This is a genomic window from Streptomyces sp. NPDC127177 (assembly GCF_042672475.1).
Taxonomy (GTDB): domain Bacteria; phylum Actinomycetota; class Actinomycetes; order Streptomycetales; family Streptomycetaceae; genus Streptomyces.
Genome location: NZ_JBHXUW010000015.1, coordinates 1 through 20,427 on the forward strand (window position 1 = coordinate 1; position 20,427 = coordinate 20,427).

16 protein-coding genes are annotated in these 20,427 nt (G+C 70.5%); 10 read left to right on the forward strand and 6 right to left on the reverse strand.

What is annotated here, in order from left to right; all coding sequences use genetic code 11:
• Window positions 1-105 precede the first annotated feature (105 nt).
• Both ACFVJX_RS11765 and ACFVJX_RS11770 read left to right on the forward strand, forming a co-directional pair.
• On the forward strand, window positions 106-2,436 hold the full coding sequence (locus ACFVJX_RS11765) for an ATP-dependent RecD-like DNA helicase (RefSeq protein ID WP_384127205.1): 2,331 nt from the start codon (window positions 106-108) through the stop codon (window positions 2,434-2,436).
• Between the two features lie 128 nt (window positions 2,437-2,564).
• The gene (locus ACFVJX_RS11770) at window positions 2,565-3,854 is read left to right on the forward strand and encodes a citrate synthase (protein ID WP_384127203.1); all 1,290 of its coding nucleotides are present in this window, start codon (window positions 2,565-2,567) and stop codon (window positions 3,852-3,854) included.
• A gap of 567 nt (window positions 3,855-4,421) precedes the next feature.
• Here ACFVJX_RS11770 and ACFVJX_RS11775 read toward each other — a convergent pair.
• From ACFVJX_RS11775 to ACFVJX_RS11785, 3 genes are all read right to left on the reverse strand, one after another.
• A complete protein-coding gene (locus ACFVJX_RS11775; protein ID WP_384127202.1) occupies window positions 4,422-6,818 on the reverse strand; it encodes a heavy metal translocating P-type ATPase in 2,397 nt (798 codons plus the stop codon).
• A 100-nt stretch (window positions 6,819-6,918) separates the two neighbouring features.
• Entirely contained in the window at window positions 6,919-7,230 is a 312-nt protein-coding gene (locus ACFVJX_RS11780) for a heavy-metal-associated domain-containing protein (RefSeq protein WP_384127200.1), read from the reverse strand.
• Window positions 7,231-7,362: 132 nt separating this feature from the next.
• Complete coding sequence (locus tag ACFVJX_RS11785; RefSeq protein ID WP_384127198.1) at window positions 7,363-8,196, reverse strand: TetR family transcriptional regulator; 834 nt, start codon at window positions 8,194-8,196, stop codon at window positions 7,363-7,365.
• Window positions 8,197-8,377: 181 nt separating this feature from the next.
• On the opposite strand from ACFVJX_RS11785, the gene ACFVJX_RS11790 reads away from it, so the two are divergent.
• Together ACFVJX_RS11790 and ACFVJX_RS11795 are read left to right on the forward strand one after the other, a co-directional pair.
• The gene (locus ACFVJX_RS11790; RefSeq protein ID WP_384127196.1) at window positions 8,378-10,645 is read left to right on the forward strand and encodes an MMPL family transporter; all 2,268 of its coding nucleotides are present in this window, start codon (window positions 8,378-8,380) and stop codon (window positions 10,643-10,645) included.
• 202 nt (window positions 10,646-10,847) lie between these two features.
• A complete protein-coding gene (locus ACFVJX_RS11795; RefSeq protein WP_384127195.1) occupies window positions 10,848-11,894 on the forward strand; it encodes a zinc-dependent alcohol dehydrogenase family protein in 1,047 nt (348 codons plus the stop codon).
• 22 nt (window positions 11,895-11,916) lie between these two features.
• Here ACFVJX_RS11795 and ACFVJX_RS11800 read toward each other — a convergent pair whose 3' ends face one another.
• Complete coding sequence (locus ACFVJX_RS11800; protein ID WP_384127193.1) at window positions 11,917-12,114, reverse strand: helix-turn-helix transcriptional regulator; 198 nt, start codon at window positions 12,112-12,114, stop codon at window positions 11,917-11,919.
• A gap of 355 nt (window positions 12,115-12,469) precedes the next feature.
• Between ACFVJX_RS11800 and ACFVJX_RS11805 the strand changes: the two genes are divergently transcribed.
• A complete protein-coding gene (locus ACFVJX_RS11805) occupies window positions 12,470-12,814 on the forward strand; it encodes a hypothetical protein (protein ID WP_384127191.1) in 345 nt (114 codons plus the stop codon).
• Between the two features lie 179 nt (window positions 12,815-12,993).
• On the forward strand, window positions 12,994-13,821 hold the full coding sequence (locus tag ACFVJX_RS11810; RefSeq protein ID WP_384127257.1) for a DUF3626 domain-containing protein: 828 nt from the start codon (window positions 12,994-12,996) through the stop codon (window positions 13,819-13,821).
• A 45-nt stretch (window positions 13,822-13,866) separates the two neighbouring features.
• On the opposite strand, the gene ACFVJX_RS11815 is transcribed toward ACFVJX_RS11810, so the two are convergent.
• Both ACFVJX_RS11815 and ACFVJX_RS11820 read right to left on the reverse strand, forming a co-directional pair.
• Window positions 13,867-14,238, reverse strand: coding sequence for a peptidoglycan-binding protein (locus tag ACFVJX_RS11815; protein WP_384127190.1), 372 nt, complete (start codon window positions 14,236-14,238; stop codon window positions 13,867-13,869).
• A 124-nt stretch (window positions 14,239-14,362) separates the two neighbouring features.
• The gene (locus tag ACFVJX_RS11820) at window positions 14,363-15,289 is read right to left on the reverse strand and encodes a sugar phosphate isomerase/epimerase family protein (protein WP_384127189.1); all 927 of its coding nucleotides are present in this window, start codon (window positions 15,287-15,289) and stop codon (window positions 14,363-14,365) included.
• Window positions 15,290-15,437: 148 nt separating this feature from the next.
• Here ACFVJX_RS11820 and iolC point away from each other — a divergent pair, with 148 nt between their 5' ends.
• The 4 genes from iolC to iolD are packed head-to-tail and all read left to right on the forward strand — an operon-like array spanning window position 15,438 to window position 20,426.
• Entirely contained in the window at window positions 15,438-16,643 is a 1,206-nt protein-coding gene (gene iolC / locus ACFVJX_RS11825) for a 5-dehydro-2-deoxygluconokinase (RefSeq protein ID WP_384127188.1), read from the forward strand.
• Entirely contained in the window at window positions 16,640-17,641 is a 1,002-nt protein-coding gene (locus ACFVJX_RS11830; protein WP_384127187.1) for a deoxyribose-phosphate aldolase, read from the forward strand. The genes iolC and ACFVJX_RS11830 overlap by 4 nt, the downstream gene beginning before the upstream one ends.
• Window positions 17,638-18,519, forward strand: coding sequence for a 5-deoxy-glucuronate isomerase (gene iolB, locus ACFVJX_RS11835; protein WP_384127186.1), 882 nt, complete (start codon window positions 17,638-17,640; stop codon window positions 18,517-18,519). Before ACFVJX_RS11830 ends, iolB begins: the two co-directional genes overlap by 4 nt.
• A complete protein-coding gene (gene iolD / locus ACFVJX_RS11840) occupies window positions 18,516-20,426 on the forward strand; it encodes a 3D-(3,5/4)-trihydroxycyclohexane-1,2-dione acylhydrolase (decyclizing) (RefSeq protein WP_384127185.1) in 1,911 nt (636 codons plus the stop codon). Before iolB ends, iolD begins: the two co-directional genes overlap by 4 nt.
• Window position 20,427 lies beyond the last annotated feature (1 nt).

A 20,427-nucleotide genomic window follows, 5' to 3' on the forward strand; every position in this document is an offset into this window, starting at 1 on the left:
GCCCCCCCCGCGGGTGGCGGGGGACCCGGGGCGGCCACGGCGGGAGCCGTTGCGGTTTCCGGTGCGGCCCGCCCGGTGTCAGTGCCGCCGGGTACCGTCACGACCATGTCCACCAGGTCCACCACGACGTCCGCCACGTCGAACACGGCCGTCCTCGAAGGCGTACTCGAGCGGATCACCTACGCCAACGAGGAGAACGGGTACACGGTCGCACGCGTCGACACCGGACGCGGCGCCAACGACCTCCTCACCGTGGTCGGCTCGCTGCTCGGCGCGCAGCCCGGCGAGTCGCTGCGGATGGAAGGGCGTTGGGGTTCGCACTCCCAGTACGGCAAGCAGTTCACCGTCGAGAACTACACGACGATCCTCCCCGCCACCATCCAGGGCATCCGCCGCTACCTGGGCTCCGGGCTGATCAAGGGCATCGGCCCGGTCATGGCCGACCGGATCACCACCCACTTCGGCGTCGACACCCTAGACATCATCGAGCAGGAGCCGAAACGGCTGGTCGAGGTACCCGGGCTCGGCCCGAAACGGACGAAGATGATCGCCGCCGCCTGGGAGGAACAGAAGGCGATCAAGGAGGTCATGGTCTTCCTCCAGGGTGTCGGCGTCTCGACGTCCATCGCCGTCCGTATCTACAAGAAGTACGAGGACGGCTCGATCTCCGTCGTGAAGAACCAGCCCTACCGGCTGGCCGCGGACGTCTGGGGCATCGGCTTCCTCACGGCCGACAAGATCGCCCAGGCGGTGGGCATCCCGCACGACAGTCCGGAACGGGTCAAGGCCGGACTCCAGTACGCGCTGTCGCAGTCCACCGACCAGGGGCACTGCTTCCTCCCCGAGGAGCGGCTGATCGCCGACGCGGTGAAGCTGCTCCAGGTCGACACGGGACTGGTCATCGAGTGCCTGGCCGAACTGGCCGATGACCCGGAGGGTGTCGTACGGGAGAAGGTGCCGTCGCCCGAGGGCGGTGAGCCGGTCACCGCCGTCTACCTGGTGCCCTTCCACCGTGCCGAGATCGCCCTCGCCGCCCAGGTGCGGCGGCTGCTGCGGACGCCGGATGAGCGGATGCCGGCCTTCGGCGACGTGGACTGGGACAAGGCCCTGAAGTGGCTCGCGGGCCGTACGGGAGCCAAGCTGGCGCCCGAGCAGGAGGCCGCCGTGCGGCTCGCGCTCAGCCGGAAGGTCGCCGTGCTGACCGGCGGCCCCGGCTGCGGTAAGTCGTTCACCGTCCGTTCCATCGTGGAGCTGGCCCGCGCCAAGAAGGCCAAGGTGGTGCTGGCGGCGCCCACCGGCCGGGCCGCGAAGCGGCTCTCCGAGCTGACCGGGGCCGAGGCCTCCACCGTGCACCGGCTGCTCGAACTGAAGCCGGGCGGCGACGCCGCGTACGACCGGGACCGTCCGCTGGACGCCGATCTGGTCGTCGTGGACGAGGCGTCGATGCTCGATCTGCTGCTCGCCAACAAGCTGGTCAAGGCGGTGGCACCCGGTGCACATCTGCTGCTCGTCGGGGATGTGGACCAGCTGCCGTCGGTCGGCGCCGGCGAGGTGCTGCGGGATCTGCTCGCCGACGGCGGCCCCGTTCCGGCCGTCCGGCTGACCACGATCTTCCGCCAGGCCCAGCAGTCCGGCGTCGTCACCAACGCCCACCGGATCAACTCCGGCGTACCGCCCCTCACCCAGGGGCTCAGCGACTTCTTCCTCTTCGTGGAGGACGAGACCGAGGACGCGGGCGTGCTCGCGGTCGATGTCGCGGCCCGCCGCATCCCCGCGAAGTTCGGTCTGAACCCCCGCCGTGACGTGCAGGTACTCGCTCCGATGCACCGCGGTCCGGCGGGCGCGGGCCATCTCAACGGGCTGCTCCAGCAGGCCATCACACCCGCTCGCCCGGATCTGCCCGAGAAGCGGTTCGGCGGCCGGGTGTTCCGGGTCGGCGACAAGGTCACCCAGATCCGCAACAACTACGACAAGGGCGAGAACGGCGTCTTCAACGGCACGGTCGGCGTGGTCACCGCCCTGGACCCGGACGAGCAGAAGCTGACCGTCCTCACCGACGAGGACGAGGAGATCACGTACGACTTCGACGAGCTCGACGAGCTGGCCCACGCCTACGCCATGACGATCCATCGCTCCCAGGGCAGCGAGTACCCGGCCGTCGTCATCCCGGTCACCAAGAGCGCCTGGATGATGCTCCAGCGGAACCTGCTGTACACGGCTGTGACGAGGGCGAAGAAGCTTGTCGTGCTGGTCGGGTCCCGGCAGGCGATCGGGCAGGCGGTCCGCACGGTTTCCGCAGGCAGGCGTTGTACGGCGCTGGATTACCGGCTGCGGGGAGGTACGGAAGGAGGATCCCCCGAAAAAATGATCGATCAAATCGGTGGGAAACATCACGGAGGTCTTCCGGAACCGCAGTCAAGGGGGCAGGATGAATAAGTTCGCGGCACTCAGTGCCGCGAGTAGGTCCAATGGACGACCCCGAGTGCACTCTCCTGAGCCAAATGGGGGAGGGTGAGACAGTCAGGGAACCTCGAAGAAGAGGCACTACGTCGGTGAGGGATGACGTGAGCGACAACTCTGTAGTACTGCGGTACGGCGATGACGAGTACACCTACCCGGTGATCGACAGCACCGTCGGCGACAAGGGCTTCGACATCGGGAAGCTCCGGGCGAACACCGGCCTGGTGACGCTGGACAGCGGGTACGGCAACACCGCTGCGTATAAATCCGCCATCACCTACCTCGATGGCGAGCAGGGCATCCTGCGGTACCGCGGCTACCCGATCGAGCAGCTCGCCGAGCAATCGACGTTCCTCGAGGTCGCGTACACGCTCATCAACGGTGAGCTTCCGAAGGTCGACGAACTGTCGGCCTTCAAGAACGAGATCACCCAGCACACGCTGCTGCACGAGGACGTCAAGCGGTTCTTCGACGGCTTCCCGCGCGACGCCCACCCGATGGCCATGCTGTCCTCGGTCGTCAGCGCGCTGTCCACGTTCTACCAGGACAGCCACAACCCGTTCGACGAGGAGCAGCGTCACCTCTCGACGATCCGGCTGCTGGCCAAGCTGCCGACCATCGCGGCGTACGCGTACAAGAAGTCGATCGGTCACCCGTTCGTCTACCCGCGCAACGACCTCGGTTACGTCGAGAACTTCCTGCGCATGACCTTCTCGGTCCCCGCCCAGGAGTACGTGCCGGACCCGGTCGTCGTCTCGGCGCTCGAGAAGCTGCTCATCCTGCACGCGGACCACGAGCAGAACTGTTCGACCTCCACCGTGCGTCTGGTCGGCTCCTCGCAGGCGAACATGTTCGCCTCGATCTCCGCCGGTATCTCGGCGCTGTGGGGCCCGCTGCACGGTGGCGCCAACCAGTCGGTGCTGGAGATGCTCGAGGGCATCCAGGCCAACGGTGGCGACGTCGACTCCTTCATCCGCAAGGTGAAGAACAAGGAGGACGGCGTCCGCCTGATGGGCTTCGGCCACCGGGTGTACAAGTCCTTCGACCCGCGCGCCAAGATCATCAAGGCCGCGGCCCACGATGTGCTGTCCTCGCTCGGCAAGTCCGACGAGCTGCTCGACATCGCGCTCAAGCTGGAGGAGCACGCGCTCTCCGACGAGTACTTCGTCTCGCGCAACCTCTACCCCAACGTGGACTTCTACACCGGTCTGATCTACCGGGCCATGGGCTTCCCGAGCGAGATGTTCACGGTTCTCTTCGCCATCGGCCGGCTCCCGGGCTGGATCGCCCAGTGGCACGAGATGATCAAGGAACCGGGTTCCCGCATCGGCCGCCCGCGCCAGATCTACACCGGCGAGGTCCTGCGCGACTTCGTCCCGGTCGAGGGCCGCTGAACCCCGCAACACCCCCGCACGACCGGCATCACCAGCACAACCCGCGTCACTCGCTTCACCCGCACCACCCCCGGGCCTTCTCGGCCGGTTGCCTTCGCCCCGACTGCCGCGCTTTCGCACAGAGCGCGGTGTCCGGGGCGATTTGCTTTCCCGGACGAGGCGGGGCGGCGGTGAACCGAAGGCTGTCCGTACATGCGAGAAGCGCCTCGCCATCGATCCCCCCACGGGCCGACAGCGAGGCGCTTCCCATATCCCGGAGCGGATTCCCCCCACGGGATCCGGCCGGGCGTTCAGTGGGAGCCGAAGCTCCTGGGTTCCTCGGTACTGCGTGTCCTGCGCTTACCTCTCGTACAGCCTGCCTGCCTGCGGTCTGCCGGGGTACGTACCGACGGGAGGGCCGCTCAAAGCTCCCCGGTGCACGTGCCCCGGCCAACGCTTGCCCGGAGTGTCCCCCAAGACCCTCCGTCGGACGTCCCCCAAGACATCCTTTGGCATCGCACTCTTAGACTCGCGAACCCACCGAATGGTTACCCCTGAACCAGTGTGATCTAGATCTCTTTGTGGACGTTAGGTGAAGGACCGCAAGCGCAGGCTGTTCGTTACGACGAAGACCGATGAGAACGCCATCGCCGCTCCCGCAATCATAGGGTTGAGCAGGCCAAATGCCGCAAGGGGTAGAGCGGCAACGTTGTAACCGAATGCCCAGAAAAGGTTGCCTCTGATGGTGGCCAGGGTACGCCGGGAGAGCCGGATGGCATCGGCAGCCACCTTGAGATCTCCACGAACGAGCGTCAGATCGCTCGCTTCGATGGCCGCGTCCGTGCCCGTGCCCATCGCCAGACCGAGGTCCGCGGTGGCCAGTGCGGCGGCGTCATTGACCCCGTCGCCGACCATCGCCACCGCCCGTCCTTCGGCTTGCAACCGCTCGATGACGTGCGCCTTCTCCTCGGGAAGCACCTCGGCGACGACCTCGTCGATCCCGACCGCGCGGGCCACGGAATGTGCCACCGCCCGGTTGTCGCCGGTCAGCAGAATCGGTGTCAGGCCGAGGGCGCGGAGTTCGGCGACGGCTGCCGCGCTGGACTCCTTCACCGCGTCGGCGACCTCGATGACACCCCGCGCCTCACCGTCCCAGGCGACGGTGACCGCCGTACGTCCCTGGTCGGCGGATTCCGTCAGTGCGTCGGAGAGCATCCCCGATACGTCTATTCCGGCGTCCGTCAGGAGTGCGGGGCGGCCTACGAGCACCTTGTGCCCTTCGACGACGCCCTGGACGCCGAGGCCGGGGATGCTGGTGAAGTTCTCCGGGGTGGGGAGGGGGCCGGTGGCGCGTTCGGCGGCTCCGGTGGCCACGGCCCGGGCGATGGGGTGTTCGGAGGCGTGTTCCAGGGCACCGGCCAGACGCAGCGCGTCCTCCTGGGTGGTGCCGGGGGCGGTGTGGACGGCCTGGAGGGTCATCCTGCCGGTGGTGACCGTGCCGGTCTTGTCGAGGACGATCGTGTCGACGCGCCGGGTGGTCTCCAGGACCTCGGGTCCCTTGATGAGGATGCCGAGCTGGGCGCCGCGTCCGGTGCCGACCATGAGGGCGGTGGGTGTGGCGAGTCCGAGGGCGCAGGGGCAGGCGATGATCAGTACGGCGACCGCGGCGGTGAACGAGGCCGTCACGTCGTCCGTGACCAGGAGCCAGGTGACCAGGGTGGCCAGGGCGATCAGCAGGACCACCGGGACGAAGACCGCGGAGATCCGGTCGGCCAGGCGCTGCACCTCGGCCTTGCCGTTCTGCGCGTCCTCGACCAGCCGGGCCATCCGGGCCAGCTGGGTGTCGGCCCCGACCCGGGTCGCCTCGACGACCAGCCGGCCGGAGGCGTTCACGGTGGCGCCGGTGACGGGATCGCCTGTACCCACGTCGACCGGGACGGACTCGCCGGTGAGCATGGACGCGTCCACGGCCGACGAACCCTCGACGACCGTGCCGTCGGTGGCGATCTTCTCGCCCGGCCGGACCACGAAGCGGTCGCCCACGGACAGCCGGTCGACGGGGACGCGCACTTCTGTGCCGTTCCGCAGCACCGCGACGTCCTTGGCGCCCAGATGCATCAGCGCCCGCAGCGCGGAACCCGCCTTCCGCTTGGACTTCGCCTCCAGGTAGCGGCCGAGCAGGATGAACGTGACGACTCCGGCGGCCACCTCCAGATAGATCGTGGAGGAGCCCTCCGTGCGCGAGACGGTGAAGTCGAAGCCGTGCCGCATGCCGGGCATCCCGGCGTCGCCGAGGAACAGTGCCCAGAGGGACCAGCCGAAGGCGGCCAGGGTGCCGACCGAGACGAGGGTGTCCATGGTGGCCGCGCCGTGCCTGAGATTGGTCCAGGTCGCGCGGTGGAAGGGGAGCCCGCCCCAGATGACGACGGGTGTGGCGAGAGTGAGCGAGAGCCACTGCCAGTTGTCGAACTGGAGGGCCGGGATCATCGCGAGCACGACGACGGGGGCGGCGAGGACCGCCGAGACGACGAGCCGCTGACGAAGCGACGCGAGGGCGGTGAGGGCGCCGGTGGAGGGCTCGGGGGTGTCGGGAGCGCCGGGGGTGGTTGTGGTTTCGGACGCGGACGGGGCGGAGGGGGCGGCCGTCGCTTCCGGAGTGGTCGAGGCGGCGGCGGGGCTCGGGGCCTCCGGTGCCGGTTCCGGTGGCGTTGCCGGTGTCGGCGCCGCCGGTGCCGGGCGGTGCACGGGCTCTGCCGTGTAGCCCGTCTTCTCGACCGTGGCGATCAGGTCGGCGAGGCCCGTCCCCGGGCCGAAGGAGACGCGGGCCTTCTCGGTGGCGTAGTTGACGGTGGCGCTGACCCCGTCCATCCGGTTCAGCTTCTTCTCGACGCGGGCCGCGCACGAGGCGCAGGTCATCCCGCCGATCGTGAGCTCGGCCTGTGAGCTCTCCGCCGCCGGGGTCTCGGTCTCTGTCGCGCTGTGCATGTCCGAACTCCTGAAACGCCGACCGGGCCGTACCCCACCAGTATCTGCTGGTCGGTCCGGCCCGGCGGTGAGGGTGGTGCGGGAAGCGGTCCCGGGGTGCTCAGGCCTGGCCGGTGGCGAGCTCGTAGCCGGCCTCGTCGACGGCGGCGCGCACGGTCTCCTCGTCCAGCGGGGACCGGGAGGTCACCGTCACCTGACCGGTGGACGCCACGGCCTTCACCGAGGTGACGCCGTCGATCTCGGCGATCTCCTGGGAGACCGCGCCCTCGCAGTGGCCGCAGGTCATGCCGGTCACCCGGTAGACCGTGGTCACACCGCCCTGCTGCGCGTCGGCGTCGGCTCCGTCGTGGCAGGAGCCACTGGGCGAGCAGCAGGAGCCGGTCGCCTGGGGGAGCTGGGTCTCGGCGGTCATCGTGTTCTCCTCTTCGACGAGCACAAATGGGTGTGGAGCCTGCGGCCCAGGAGGGTTCCGGGAAGGCCGGTGCGCCTCCACACTCACGAGACTATACCCCTAGGGGGTATAAATGCGAGCGGCCCCCGACCGCTATCGGCCATTCGGCGGAGCGCTGGGGGCGGTCTCGTCGCACACCATCGGTTCGAGATAGCGGAAGAGGGCGGTCTTGAGCTCCTTGATGTAGGCCTCCCGCTCGGCCCCCTCGTGCGCCATGATCACGTCCAGTCCCGCCTTGAAGAGGGTGAAGATCATCGTGGCGCTGCGGGTGACCTCGGCGGGGGGCGCGTCGGGGAGGTAGCCCGCGAGGATCGTCTCGACCCGGCTGAGCATCGTCGTGTGGACGGCGTCGTGGTCCTGCGTGATCACCCCGGGGATCTCGGAGCCGTGCATCAGGACGGTGAAGGCCGGGTTCTCGCAGTTGAAAGCGATGAGCGGGTCCAGGGTGGCGTCGAGCAGCCGGTCCAGCGGGAGTTCCAGATGGCTGGGGAGGAACGCGGCCCCGTACGTCTCCTGCCAGCGGCTCAGGAGCTGGTCGCCGAGCTCGACCGCGATGGCTTCCTTGTTGGGGAAGAACTGGTAGAGCGTGCCGGGTGACACCCCGGCCTCCCGGGCGATGGCGTTGGTGCTCGCGGCGGTGTAGCCGGATGTGCAGAAGACGCTCGCGGCGGCCCTGAGGAGCTGGGCGATGCGCGCCTCGCCCCGGGCTTGGCGACGGCGCGGCCGGGCGGGGGCGGGGGTTGCCGCACCGCTCGCGACCGCCGGTGCGCCTTCCGTGCGCCCTGCGCCTTCTGTTCGCGCTCCGTCTTGTGTTCGCGCTCCGTCTTCTGTTCGCCGTGTGCCCGCCGGGACCTCCGTCCCTCCCGGGCCTTCTGTGGCCGACGTGGCCCCGGCGTCTCCTGTGCCTTCGGTTCTGGCCTCCGACACGGTTATCCCCAGCTTTCGAGCGCGGTTGACAAACACGAGTGCCCACTCGCATTCTTGTGAAACACGAGCGAGTACTCGTGTTTGCCAGTGTATGTGGCAACGACTGATCCATGCTGCCCTGTCCGGCCGCCTCGTGCCGCCGCCCGTGCGCCTGGATCCGGGGGAAAGAGGACACCGCACCATGCCTCAAGTCAACGGCCCGGAGCGCCTCGGGGGCTGGACCCGATTCGTCACCGCACGGCCACGGCTCGCACTGCTGGCAGCCCTGGTGATCACGGCGCTCGCGGTCTTCGCCGGCAGCGGTGTCGCGGACCGGATGGGCAGCGGCGGCTGGGAGTCCCCGGATGCCGAATCGACCTACACGACCCAGGCGCTGGAGCGCGAGTTTCCTGCCTCCCAGCCGAATCTGCTGCTCCTCCTGGACAGCGGCGACGCCTCCGTCGACGCGCCCGCCGTGGCCGCCGAGGCCGCGCGCCTCACCGAGCGGCTGGCCGCCGAGAAGAACGTCACGGGTGTCGGCTCGTACTGGCAGACCAAGTCACCCGCGCTGCGTGCCGAGGACGGCGGACAGGCCCTGATCGCGGCCCGGATCGAGGGCGACGACAAGGCCACGGGGGAGGTGCTTGACCGGCTCGCTCCGGCGTACCGCGGCACGCACGGCCCGGTGGACGTCTCGATCGGCGGCCCCGTCGCGGTACGGCACGAGATGCAGACGATCATCCAGGACGATCTGCTGCGGGCCGAGATGATCGCCCTGCCGGTCACGCTCGTGCTGCTCGTCATGGTCTTCGGCAGCGCGATCGCGGCCCTGCTGCCGCTGGGTGTCGGCATCGTCGCGATCCTGGGCACCAACGCCGTGCTGCGCGGCATCACCGAATTCACCGATGTCTCGGTCTTCGCCCAGAACCTCACCACGGCCCTCGGCCTCGGACTCGCCATCGACTACGCCCTGTTCATCGTCCGCCGGTTCCGTGAGGAGCTCGCGGCCGGTAGAGAGGTCCGCGATGCGGTGGGCGCGACGCTGCGCACCGCGGGGCGGACGGTGCTGTTCTCCGCGCTGACGGTCGCGGTCTCGCTCGCCGCGATGCTGGTCTTCCCGCAGTACTTCCTGCGCTCGTTCGCCTACGCCGGAATAGCCGTGGTGCTGCTCGCCGCCGCCGCCGCGCTCATCCTCCTCCCGGCCGCGTTGATGCTGCTCGGCCCGCGGGTCAACTCCCTGGACCTGCGCAGGCTGCTGCGCAGAGGAGGAGCCGAATCCTCCGCCGCCGCAGCGGATTCCGGCAGAGGGTGGGGCCGGTTCGCCGCGCTGGTGATGCGCAGGGCGCCGCTCTTCGCCGTCGTCACGAGCGTCGGGCTTGTGCTGCTCGGACTGCCGTTCCTGGGCGTGAAGTTCGGAACCGCGGACGACCGCCAGCTGCCTGCGTCCGCCGAGTCGCGCGTGGTCCAGCAGCACATCAGGGACGGTTTCCCCGGCAGCCCCGGCGGAGGGCTGGAAGTCCTCGCCGAAGGGCCCGCCACACCCACCCAGTACGCCGAGTACCGCAGCAGGATCGCAGCGCTTCCCGGCGCCCTGCGGGTCGACGGCCCGGTCGTCGAGGGAGATTCGGCCTACTTCAGCGTGCTTCCGAAGGAGGAGACGGTGGGGGAGCGGTCTCAGCGGCTCGTGAAGGACCTCCGGGCCGAGCCCGCCCCCTTCGACACATCGGTGACCGGGACGGCGGCCGTACTGGTCGACTCGAAGGCCGCCATAGCGGACCGCCTGCCGTGGGCGGTGGGCATCATCGCGGTGGTGACGCTGCTCCTGGTCTTCCTGCTCACCGGAAGCGTGCTGATCCCCCTCCAGGCGGTCGTGCTCAATGCCCTGAGCCTCACGGCGATGTTCGGGGCGGTCGTCTGGGTCTTCCAGGACGGGCACCTTTCCGGACTGCTCTCCTTCACCAGCACCGGAGACATAGAGACGACGCTGCCCGTTCTGATGTTCTGCGTCGCCTTCGGGCTCTCCATGGACTACGGGGTGTTCCTGCTCTCCCGGATCAAGGAGGAGTACGACCGGACGGGCGATCACGAGCGATCGGTCACGTTCGGGCTGCGGCACACCGGCGGGCTGATCACCGCGGCGGCCGTGATCCTGGCCGTGGTGATGGTCGCGATAGGTACGTCCAGGGTGACCAACACCAAGATGCTCGGCCTGGGCATCGCGCTGGCCGTCCTGATGGACGCCATGGTCGTGCGCAGCCTGCTGGTTCCGTCCGTGATGAAGCTGATGGGCCGGGTGACGTGGTGGGCCCCGGCACCACTGCGGGCTTTCCACCGAAGGTTCGGCCTGAGCGAAGGGGAATCCGCCCGGCCGGAGGCCGGGGAAACGCCGGAGTCCGGGGAGCCGGAGGAGACGACGAAGGAAATAACGGAGTCCGCCGACGACAGGGACAGAATCACCAGCGGAACGTAGCTCAAGGGCCCGGACGAGGCGGAGCGGACTGGGGAGCGGGCCCGGACGGTGAAGGAGCGGACCCTGAGGGGGAGGAGCGGACCCTGAGGGGGAGCGGCCCCGGCTGGGGAGGAGTGGACCGGCGTCACGTAGGCGGATACGTAGGTCGGCGGGCGTAGATTCGGTCGTCCGGAGGACGGGGCGCGGGCGAAGGGCGGGGCATATGAGGGCAGTGGTGTTCGAGGAGTTCGGGACGGAAGCCCGGGTCCAGGACGTGGCGGATCCCAGCCCCTCGCGCCAGGGAGCGGTGGTCCGGGTCGAGGCGACCGGGCTGTGCCGCAGCGACTGGCACGGCTGGATGGGCCACGATCCCGACATCACCCTCCCGCATGTGCCCGGCCATGAACTGGCCGGTGTGGTCGAGGCGGTGGGCAAGGACGTCGTCAACCACCGCCCCGGCGACCGCGTCACCGTCCCCTTCGTCTGCGCCTGCGGCCACTGCTCCGCCTGCGCCGCCGGGGCCCAGCAGGTCTGCGAGCGGCAGACCCAGCCCGGGTTCACCCACTGGGGTTCGTTCGCCGAGTTCGTCGCACTGGAACAGGCCGACGTGAATCTGGTCCCCGTTCCCGACGGGATGGCGTTCGGCACGGCCGCCGGTCTGGGTTGCCGGTTCGCCACGGCGTTCCGGGCCGTGGTGGCCCGGGGCCGGGTGGCGCCGGGCGAATGGGTCGCGGTGCACGGCTGCGGCGGGGTCGGGCTCTCTGCCGTGATGATCGCGGTGGCCTGCGGTGCCCGGGTGATCGCGGTGGATGTCTCGCCCGACGCCCTGCGGCTGGCCCGTAGGTTCGGCGCGGTGGAGTGCGTGGACGCCTCCGCGTACCCGGAAGGCGCGGGTGAGGCGGTACGTGAACTCTCTGGCGGCGGGGCCCACCTGTCGCTGGACGCCCTCGGATCGCCGCTCACCTGCGCCGCCTCCGTCGGGAGCCTGCGCCGCCAGGGGCGTCATGTGCAGGTCGGGCTGCTCCCGACGGCGGCCGGTGACCCGGTTGTGCCGATGGCGAGGGTGATCGGGCTCGAGCTGGAGCTCCTGGGCAGTCACGGAATGGCCGCGCACGCCTACCCGCCGATGATGGACATGGTCCGGTCCGGCAGCCTGCGCCCCGACCTGCTGGTGACCTCCACCATCGGGCTGGACGCGGCCCCGGCGGCGCTCGCGGCGATGGGCGCCGCGCGGGGGGCCGGAGTGACGGTCATCGAACCCGCGCGCTGACCCCCCGGGGCTCCGGCGGGGCTCAGTCGCGGCGGCCCCGGTTTCCGGGGCGGGCGGCGACCCAGGCGCGGATGGTGTCCGCGTACCAGTAGGGCTTACCGCTCTCGACGTGGTCCGGTGGCGGAAGGAGACCGTGTTTGCGGTAGGAGCGTACGGTGTCCGGCTGCACCCGGATGTGCGCGGCAATGTCCTTGTAGGACCAGAGCCTTCTGTCCGTCATAAGTGACACCTCTCTGCACCGCAGCGGCAGCCTGGGGGCCGTCGGGGGAGCTGCGGAACGGACGCTGACGATCACTCAGCCTGTGTCCGGTGAACGACGGCAGCGGGACACGGGCAGGGGCTGTCGAGCGCCTGTGACGGAAAACCCGCGTAATGGAGATATGTGTGACGAGGAGGTGATCTCCGTGACAGAAGGAGTGCATTGAGGTCATTGAGGTAATTGAGGTCATTGGGCGTGTTGAGCGTGTTGAGGCCGGGGGGTCGCGTACGGAGCGCGCGCCGCGAGCCGGTGGTCCCCACCTCAGATGTGTCTCAACTCCGGTGATACCGAAGCCTGCTCCGGGCAAGATCACTCCATGACCGTTTTCGGGAAGCAGGACATGACCGTGCTCGTACTGCGCGAGGCGGACGACATCAGCGCCGCGCTCCGGAGGGCTCTGGACACCGCACCGGCCGAGGAGCGTCCCGGTCTGGAAAGGGCCCTGGCCGTCGCGGCCGAGGCCGGCGATGTGCCGGACGCGGAGCTGCGCGGCCGCTGGGCGCTGCGACGGATGGCATCGGCGGGGTACGAGGGACCGGCCCGCGCCGTGGCCGGGATCAAGGCCCTGCGCACGGCCGAGCGGGGGCTGAGCCTGCTCCAGGCGGTGAACCTGTCGAAGGACGCCGAGGCGGTCCAGGAGGCGGGACCGGACGCCGGTTAAACCGGAGGCGACGGACGGCGGCGTTCTGCCAGACTGCGCCGATGACCGCTGATTCGCCGCCCGCGCCGCTGTCGCCGCCGCAGGTCCCGCTGTCGCCCGCGCCGCTCCCGTCACCCGTACCGGTCTCGTCGCCTCCAGCATCCCCGCCGACCCCGGCGATGGTGCGGGCCCTGCGGCACGTGGCCGCGCTCTCCTCCGGGCAGCCGATGGACCGCTCCGTAGCGCTGACGCTGAACTTCCATCCGGACCGGATGGTGGGCGGGCGCCCGATCCTGGCCGAGCTCGAGCGGGACGGTGTCTACCGGTCGCAGTTCGTCACCGGCACCAGTAACGGCGGACTGACGGCCCATCCTGGCGGTGACCGGTGGCGCTGGGAGAGCCGGATCTTCGGGGGCGCGTACGACGGCGCGGCCGGTGAGCAGCGCCCGGTGTACGGGGCGTTGAACTTCCGGCGTCAGGAGGTCGGGGCAGCGCCACGCTTCGGCTCGGCGCACTTCCGGCTGACCGCGGAGGTGCTGGAGCGTGCCACGTTCTGCTACCCGGACAGCGCCGCCGAGCCCTCGGACTTCGGAGTCGCCGACCGGATGGCGCTCATCGAGCTGGCGGAGGCCGACAGTCAGGACGCCCTCGACGACTACATCGAGGCGCAGGTGCACGGCCCGGTCCTGCTCGACCGTCATCCGGAGGCACTTGTCCTCGACCCGAGCTACCGCGGCACCGCCGTGGAGGAGGCCGCCCGTCGGCTGCCCTGCCGCACGGAGTGGCATGCCGGGTTCCGTCTGACAGTGACCGAGCTGCGCCGTCACGCGGACTACCGGGGCCAGGAGATCGTCGACCTCGGGGTGGAGATCTCCCGGGGCGGGCTGCTCGACCCCCGGATCATCGGGGACGCCGCCCGCACGGGCCGGTACGCTACGCAGTCGCTGAAGAAGGTCTGGCACTGCCTGGCCCGTTTCGGCGCCCCGCCCCGGGGCCGGGACTCGAACCCCGCTCCGGGCCCCGAGTAGTCCGATGCGCCGGGGCGCGGTGCGGGACGGATCGGGCCGAGGACGTCAGGCGTGCCAGAGCGCCGACCAGGTGCCCGGGCCGACGAGCCCGTCCGGTACGAGCGGCGGGTGCTCGGCCTGGAAGCGCTGTACGGCGGCGAGGGTCCGGGTGTCGAAGCTGCCGTTCACCGCCTCCCACGGAAGGTAGCGCCGGTTGGCCAGCATGCACTGCACCTGGGAGACCCGGTCGCCCTGCTCGCCGAAGGCGGTCAGCCCGTCGCCGTCGTAGAAGGCGCAGACCGGGCTGGAGCCGGCCGGGGGTGCGTTGCTCTCGTCGGCCGTGGCGCCCGGGGCCACGGCGAGTGCGGTGGCCAGGGCGAGTGCGGCGAGGGCCGAGGCCCCGGCCGCCCGGCGGAACGGCAGCGTCTTGCGGATCACGATGAGTTGCTCCTCGTGGGGTGTGGGGGCGGTGCCGGGGTGCGGCGGTGACCGAGCCCCGGCTTCTCACCGAGCACAACACCGCGTACCGCCGTCACGTCACTTTCCAGGAGGGCTCGGCGTGTCAGGGGTTCTGCCGCGGGGCGCCGCAGGAGCGCAGGAATTCCCGGGTGCGGCGGGCGATGGGGAGCGGTTTGTCGGGCGGGCACGGATACATGTCCTGCTCGACGATCGCGAACAGGTCGACATCCAGCCGCCGCGCCGCCTCCAGCACGGGTTCCAGGGCCGGGACTCCGCCCGGCGGTTCGCACATCACACCGCGTGCCACGGCGGGGCCGAACGGCACCCCGTTCGCGACCACTTCGGCCAGGACCTCCGGATCGACCTGCTTGAGGTGCAGATAGCCGATCCGCTCCCCGTAGGTCTCGATCAGCTTGACGCTGTCGCCGCCGCAGTAGGCGTAGTGCCCGGTGTCGAGGCAGAGCGAGACCAGCTCCGGGTCGGTGGCGTCGAGGAAGCGGCTGACGTTCTCCTCGGTGTCGATATGGGTGTCCGCGTGCGGGTGGACGACGATGCGCAGACCGAAGCGGTCCCGCACCTCACGTCCCAGCCGCTCCGTCTGGGTGGTGAGGTCGCTCCACTGTTCCGCAGTGAGCGTGCGGTCCTCGATGACCTCGCCCGTCTTGTCGTCGCGCCAGAACGACGGGATCACCACGAGATGGTCGGCGCCCATCGCCCGGGTGAGTGCCGCGATGTCGGCGACATGCGCCCAGGTCCGTTCCCAGACCCCCGGGCCGTGGTGCAATCCGGTGAAAACGGTGCCGGCGGAAACGGTGAGCCCGCGGCTGCGGGTCTCGTCGGCGAGGCGGGCCGGATCGGTCGGGAGGTAGCCGTACGGGCCGAGCTCGATCCATTCGTAACCCGCCGCGGAGACCTCGTCGAGGAACCGGTGCCAGGGGACCTGCTGCGGATCGTCGGGGAACCACACCCCCCACGAGTCGGGCGCGGAGCCGATGCGGATGCGGGCCGGAGCGGATGCGGAGGAGGTCATGCGGTCAAGCGTCACCACCCCGGGAGACGGGTGTCAAGCATTAGTCCGTATGTCCGGACCAATCATTGACAGCGTTGTGGGGAGGAGTTAGACCGGGGGCGGCAGTTGCGGTCGGCCGGCTGCCGTGCGGGCCGTCGAAGGGATACAGATGCCTGAGCCGTACGACGTGATCACCATGGGCCGGATCGGAGTGGACCTCTACCCGCTGCAGACGGGTCTGCCGCTCGCCCGGGTCGACGCCTTCGGGAAGTTCCTCGGCGGTTCACCCACCAACGTGGCCGTCGCGGCGGCCCGCCTCGGCCGACGCGCCGCGGTGGTGACCCGCACGGGGCAGGACGCGTTCGGGGAGTACCTCCACCAGCAGCTCAAGGAGTTCGGGGTGGACGACCGATGGGTGACGGCGGTCGCCGAGTACCCGACCCCGGTCACCTTCTGCGAGATCTTCCCGCCCGACGACTTCCCGCTCTACTTCTACCGGCAGCCCAAGGCCCCCGACCTGGAGATCCGTGCGGCGGAACTGGACCTGGAGGCCGTCAGGTCCGCCCGGGTCTTCTGGATGACCGGCACCGGGCTGTGTGCCGAACCCAGCTGTTCGGCGACGCTCGCCGCGCTGCGGGCCAGAAACCGTTCGGGCATCACGGTGTTCGACCTCGACTGGCGCCCGATGTTCTGGGACGCCGCGCCGGACGAGGCCGGCTCGCCACCGGGCACCGGGCCCGACGCCCCGTCGCACGAGGCCGGCTCCCCGCCCCACCCGGCCGACCCCACACCCCGCCCGACCGATACCCCGCCGCACGAGGCCGGCTCCCCGCCCCGCCGTACCGATCCGACACCTCACCGGACCGGCCCCTCGCCCCACCCCGTCGCATCCGCGCGTTACCGCGAGGCGCTCGCACACGCGACCGTCGCCGTCGGCAACCTCGACGAGTGCGAGATCGCGACCGGCGAACGCGAACCGTACGCGGCGGCCCGCGCCCTCCTCGCCGCCGGGGCCGAACTCGCCGTCGTCAAGCAGGGGCCCGGCGGCGTCCTCGCGGTCCACCGCGACGGCACGGTCGCCGATGTCCCGCCGCTGCCCGTCGAGGTGGTCAACGGCCTCGGCGCCGGCGACGCGTTCGGCGGCGCGCTCTGCCACGGACTGCTCGCCGGCTGGGAGACCGCCCGCGTGATGCGCTACGCCAACGCGGCGGGCGCCATCGTCGCGTCCAGGCTCGCCTGCTCCTCCGCGATGCCGTTCCCGCACGAAGTCGAAGAGGCCCTGGCCGCGGGCGCCGTCACGGCCACGACCCCACCGGCCGACGTGCCACGCTCCGGCGCCCGCATCACCCCAACCGATTCCGGAGCGGCCTCATGACGGCCCCGGCCTCCTCCCTCTCCGATCTCGTGCAGCTGCGCATGCACCACCCCGAGGCCGTGGCCGAGAGCGCGGCCCGGCGCCGCAGACGGCCGCTCGTCGGCAGCGGCGGGCGGCTGATGATCATCGCCGCCGACCACCCGGCCCGCGGCTCGCTGGCCGTCGGCGAGCGCGAACTCGCCATGGCCAACCGGTTCGAGCTGCTGGACCGGCTCTGTCTGGCGCTCTCCAGGCCCGGCGTCGACGGAGTCCTCGCCACCGCCGACATCCTCGACGACCTGCTGCTCCTGGGTGCCCTGGAGGACAAGGTCGTCATCGGCTCGATGAACCGGGGCGGACTTGCCGGGGCCGCCTTCGAGCTCGACGACCGGTTCACCGGCCACCGCCCCGAGGACCTCGCCCGGCTCGGCTTCGACGCGGGCAAGCTCCTGCTGCGGATCGACTACCACGATCCGGGCTCCCTCGACACGATGCACACCACCGCCCGCGCGATCGACGCGATGGCAGCGCACCGGCTTCCTGTCTTCGTCGAACCGTTCCTGTGCCGCCGCACCGGCGGCAAGGTCCGCAACGACCTGAGCGCGGCAGCGGTGAGCACGTCCATCGCCATCGCCTCGGGACTCGCCGGCACCTCCGCGTACACCTGGCTCAAGGTTCCCGTCACCGAGAAGCCCGAGGACATGGCGCGGGTCATGGAGAGCTCCACACTGCCCGCCGTGCTGCTGGGCGGCGAGGTGGGCGAGGACCAGGACGCCGCGTACGAGAGGTGGCGCACCGCCCTGCGGCTGCCGACCGTACGGGGTCTCGTGGTGGGCCGGTCGCTGCTCTACCCGTCCGACGGAGACGTGGCCGCCGCGGTCGACACCGCCGTATCACTGCTCGAACCGGGCGCGACGGGCACGGAAACGGGTCGGGCGAGGGAGAGGAAGACGGGCGGGGAAACGGGTCCGGCGAGTGGCCGGGAGACGGGTAGGGAGACGGGTAGGGAAGGAGCATGACGATGCACGGAGAACCGAGGCACCACCTGCCCGCCGGCAGCACGGCAGGTGGTCCCTACGCCCTGGACGTCGACCCGGAGAGGGCCGGCTGGGAACGGTCCGCCCTGCGTGTGGTGGAGCTCGAACCGGGAGGTGTTCACACACTTGTCACCGGAGAGAGCGAGTGGATCGTGCTGCCGTTGACGGGTGCCTGTACGGTGCACATCTCAGATGAGATCTTTGAACTGCTGGGCCGGAAAAGCGTGTTCAGCGGGGTATCCGACTTCGCGTACGTACCGCGTGACGCCCATGCACAGATCGCCTCCGGCGCAGGCGGCCGCTTCGCCCTGGCAGGAGCGAAGTGCGAGCGACGACTCCCCGCTCGCTACGGCCCCGCGCCGGAGGTACCCGTCGAGCTGCGCGGCTCCGGCAACTGCTCCCGCCAGGTCAACAACTTCGCCGCAGCCGACACCTTCGAGTGCGACCGGCTGATCGCCGTCGAGGTCCTCACACCCGGCGGCAACTGGTCCTCCTACCCGCCGCACAAGCACGACGAGCACCACCCCGGCGAGGAATCCGTGCTGGAGGAGATCTACTACTTCGAGGTGGCGGACGACGGAGTCGGCTACCACCGGGTGTCCCCGTCCCGCCCCGGCGGTACGGACGTCCTGGCCGAGGTCCGCACCGGCGACACGGTCCTCATCCCGGACGGCTGGCACGGCCCGTCGATCGCCCCGCCCGGCCGCACGCTGTACTACCTCAACGTCATGGCGGGCCCGGGGGAGGAGCGGCAGTGGCTGATCCGCGACCACCCCGACCACGGCTGGATCCGCGACACCTGGCCGGCACAGCCCATGGACCCGCGACTGCCGTTCTACGGACCGGAGGCGCACGCATGACCACGCGCAGGCCCCCCGTACCGCCCCGCACCCGCCGGCTCACCACCGCCCAGGCGCTGGTGGCCTTCCTCGCCCGGCAGTACACCGAACGCGACGGCAGCCGCCAGCGGCTGATCGGCGCCACCTGGGGGATCTTCGGCCACGGCAACGTCGCGGGCATCGGCCAGGCGCTCCTGGAGAGCGGGGCCGGCATGCCCTACCTCCAGGGCCGCAACGAGCAGGCCATGGTGCACGCCGCGGTCGGATACGCCCGCCAGTCCGGCCGGCTCTCCACGCACGCCGTGACCACCTCCATCGGCCCCGGCGCCACCAACCTCGTCACCGGCGCCGCCCTCGCCACCATCAACCACCTCCCGGTCCTGCTGCTGCCCGGCGACACCTTCGCGACCCGCCCCGCCGACCCCGTACTCCAGCAGTTGGAGGCACCGTCCGACGGCGATGTCTCCGTCAACGACTGTCTGCGGCCCGTCTCCCGCTACTTCGACCGGATCTCCCGCCCCGAGGCGCTGATTCCGGCCGCGCTGCGGGCCGTGCGGGTCCTCACCGACCCGGCGGAGACCGGTGCCGTCACGCTCGCGCTGCCGCAGGACGTGCAGGCCGAGGCGTACGACTGGCCCGAGGAGTTCTTCGAAGAACGCGTCTGGCACGTACGCAGGCAGGCACCCGACCCGGACGAGCTCGACCGGGCGGCAGCGGCGGTACGGGCCGCCCGCCGGCCGCTGATCGTGGCAGGCGGCGGAGTCCGGCACAGCGCGGCCGAGGACGCCCTGGCCGGGTTCGCCGCCGCCACCCGCATCCCCGTCGCTTCCACCCAGGCGGGCAAGGGCTCCCTGCGCCACGACCACCCCGCCGACGTCGGCGGCATCGGCCACACCGGTACCGCCACCGCCGACAACCTGGCGCGCACCGCCGACCTGGTCATCGGCATCGGCACCCGCTACAGCGACTTCACGACCGCGTCCGCCACCCTCTTCGAGAACCCGGCGGTCCGCTTCCTCAACCTCAACGTCACCGGCTTCGACGCCCACAAACTCGCCGCGCTCCCGCTCGTCGCCGACGCCCGCACATCGCTCGAAGCGCTCACCTCCGCGCTGACCGGAGACGAAGGCCACCGCACCGAAGCCGCGTACGAGAGGGAGTACACCGACGCCAAGGCGGCCTGGGAACAGCGTGTCGACGCCGCGTACGCCACCCCCGACCCGGACGCCCGTCCCACCCAGGCCCAGGTACTCGGCCTCCTCGACGAGCTGGTCACCGACGACGACATCCTGATCAACGCGGCCGGCTCGCTCCCCGGTGACCTGCACAAACTCTGGCGGACCCGGTCATCGCGGCAGTACCACGTCGAGTACGGCTACTCCTGCATGGGATACGAGATCCCCGCCGCGATCGGTGTCCAGCTGGCCGCCCCCGGCCGACCGGTCTGGGCGCTCGTAGGCGACGGCACCTACCTCATGAACCCGACCGAGATCGTCACCGCGGTGCAGGAGGGGCTCCCGGTCAAACTGGTCATCCTGCAGAACCACGGGTACGCGTCGATCGGCGGACTCTCCGACTCCACCGGCGGCGAACGCTTCGGGACGGCCTACCGCCACCGGGCGCCGGACGGCGGCTTCACCGGACCGCCGCTCCCCGTCGATCTCGCGGCGAACGCCGCCTCCCTCGGCATGCAGGTGCTGCGCGCCGGGACCGTGCGTGACCTGCGTGAAGCCCTCGCCCAAGCACGTACCGCCGACCGCCCCACTTGTGTCTACGTCGAGACCGAAACGGCAGACACAGTGTCGGGCCCCCCTCCGGCACAGGCGTGGTGGGATGTTCCCGTAGCCGAAACGGCCACTCGCCCGTCGGCGGTAGGAGCCCGGGAAGAGTACGAACGTCACCTCGCCGACCGACGCCGCCACCTCTGAA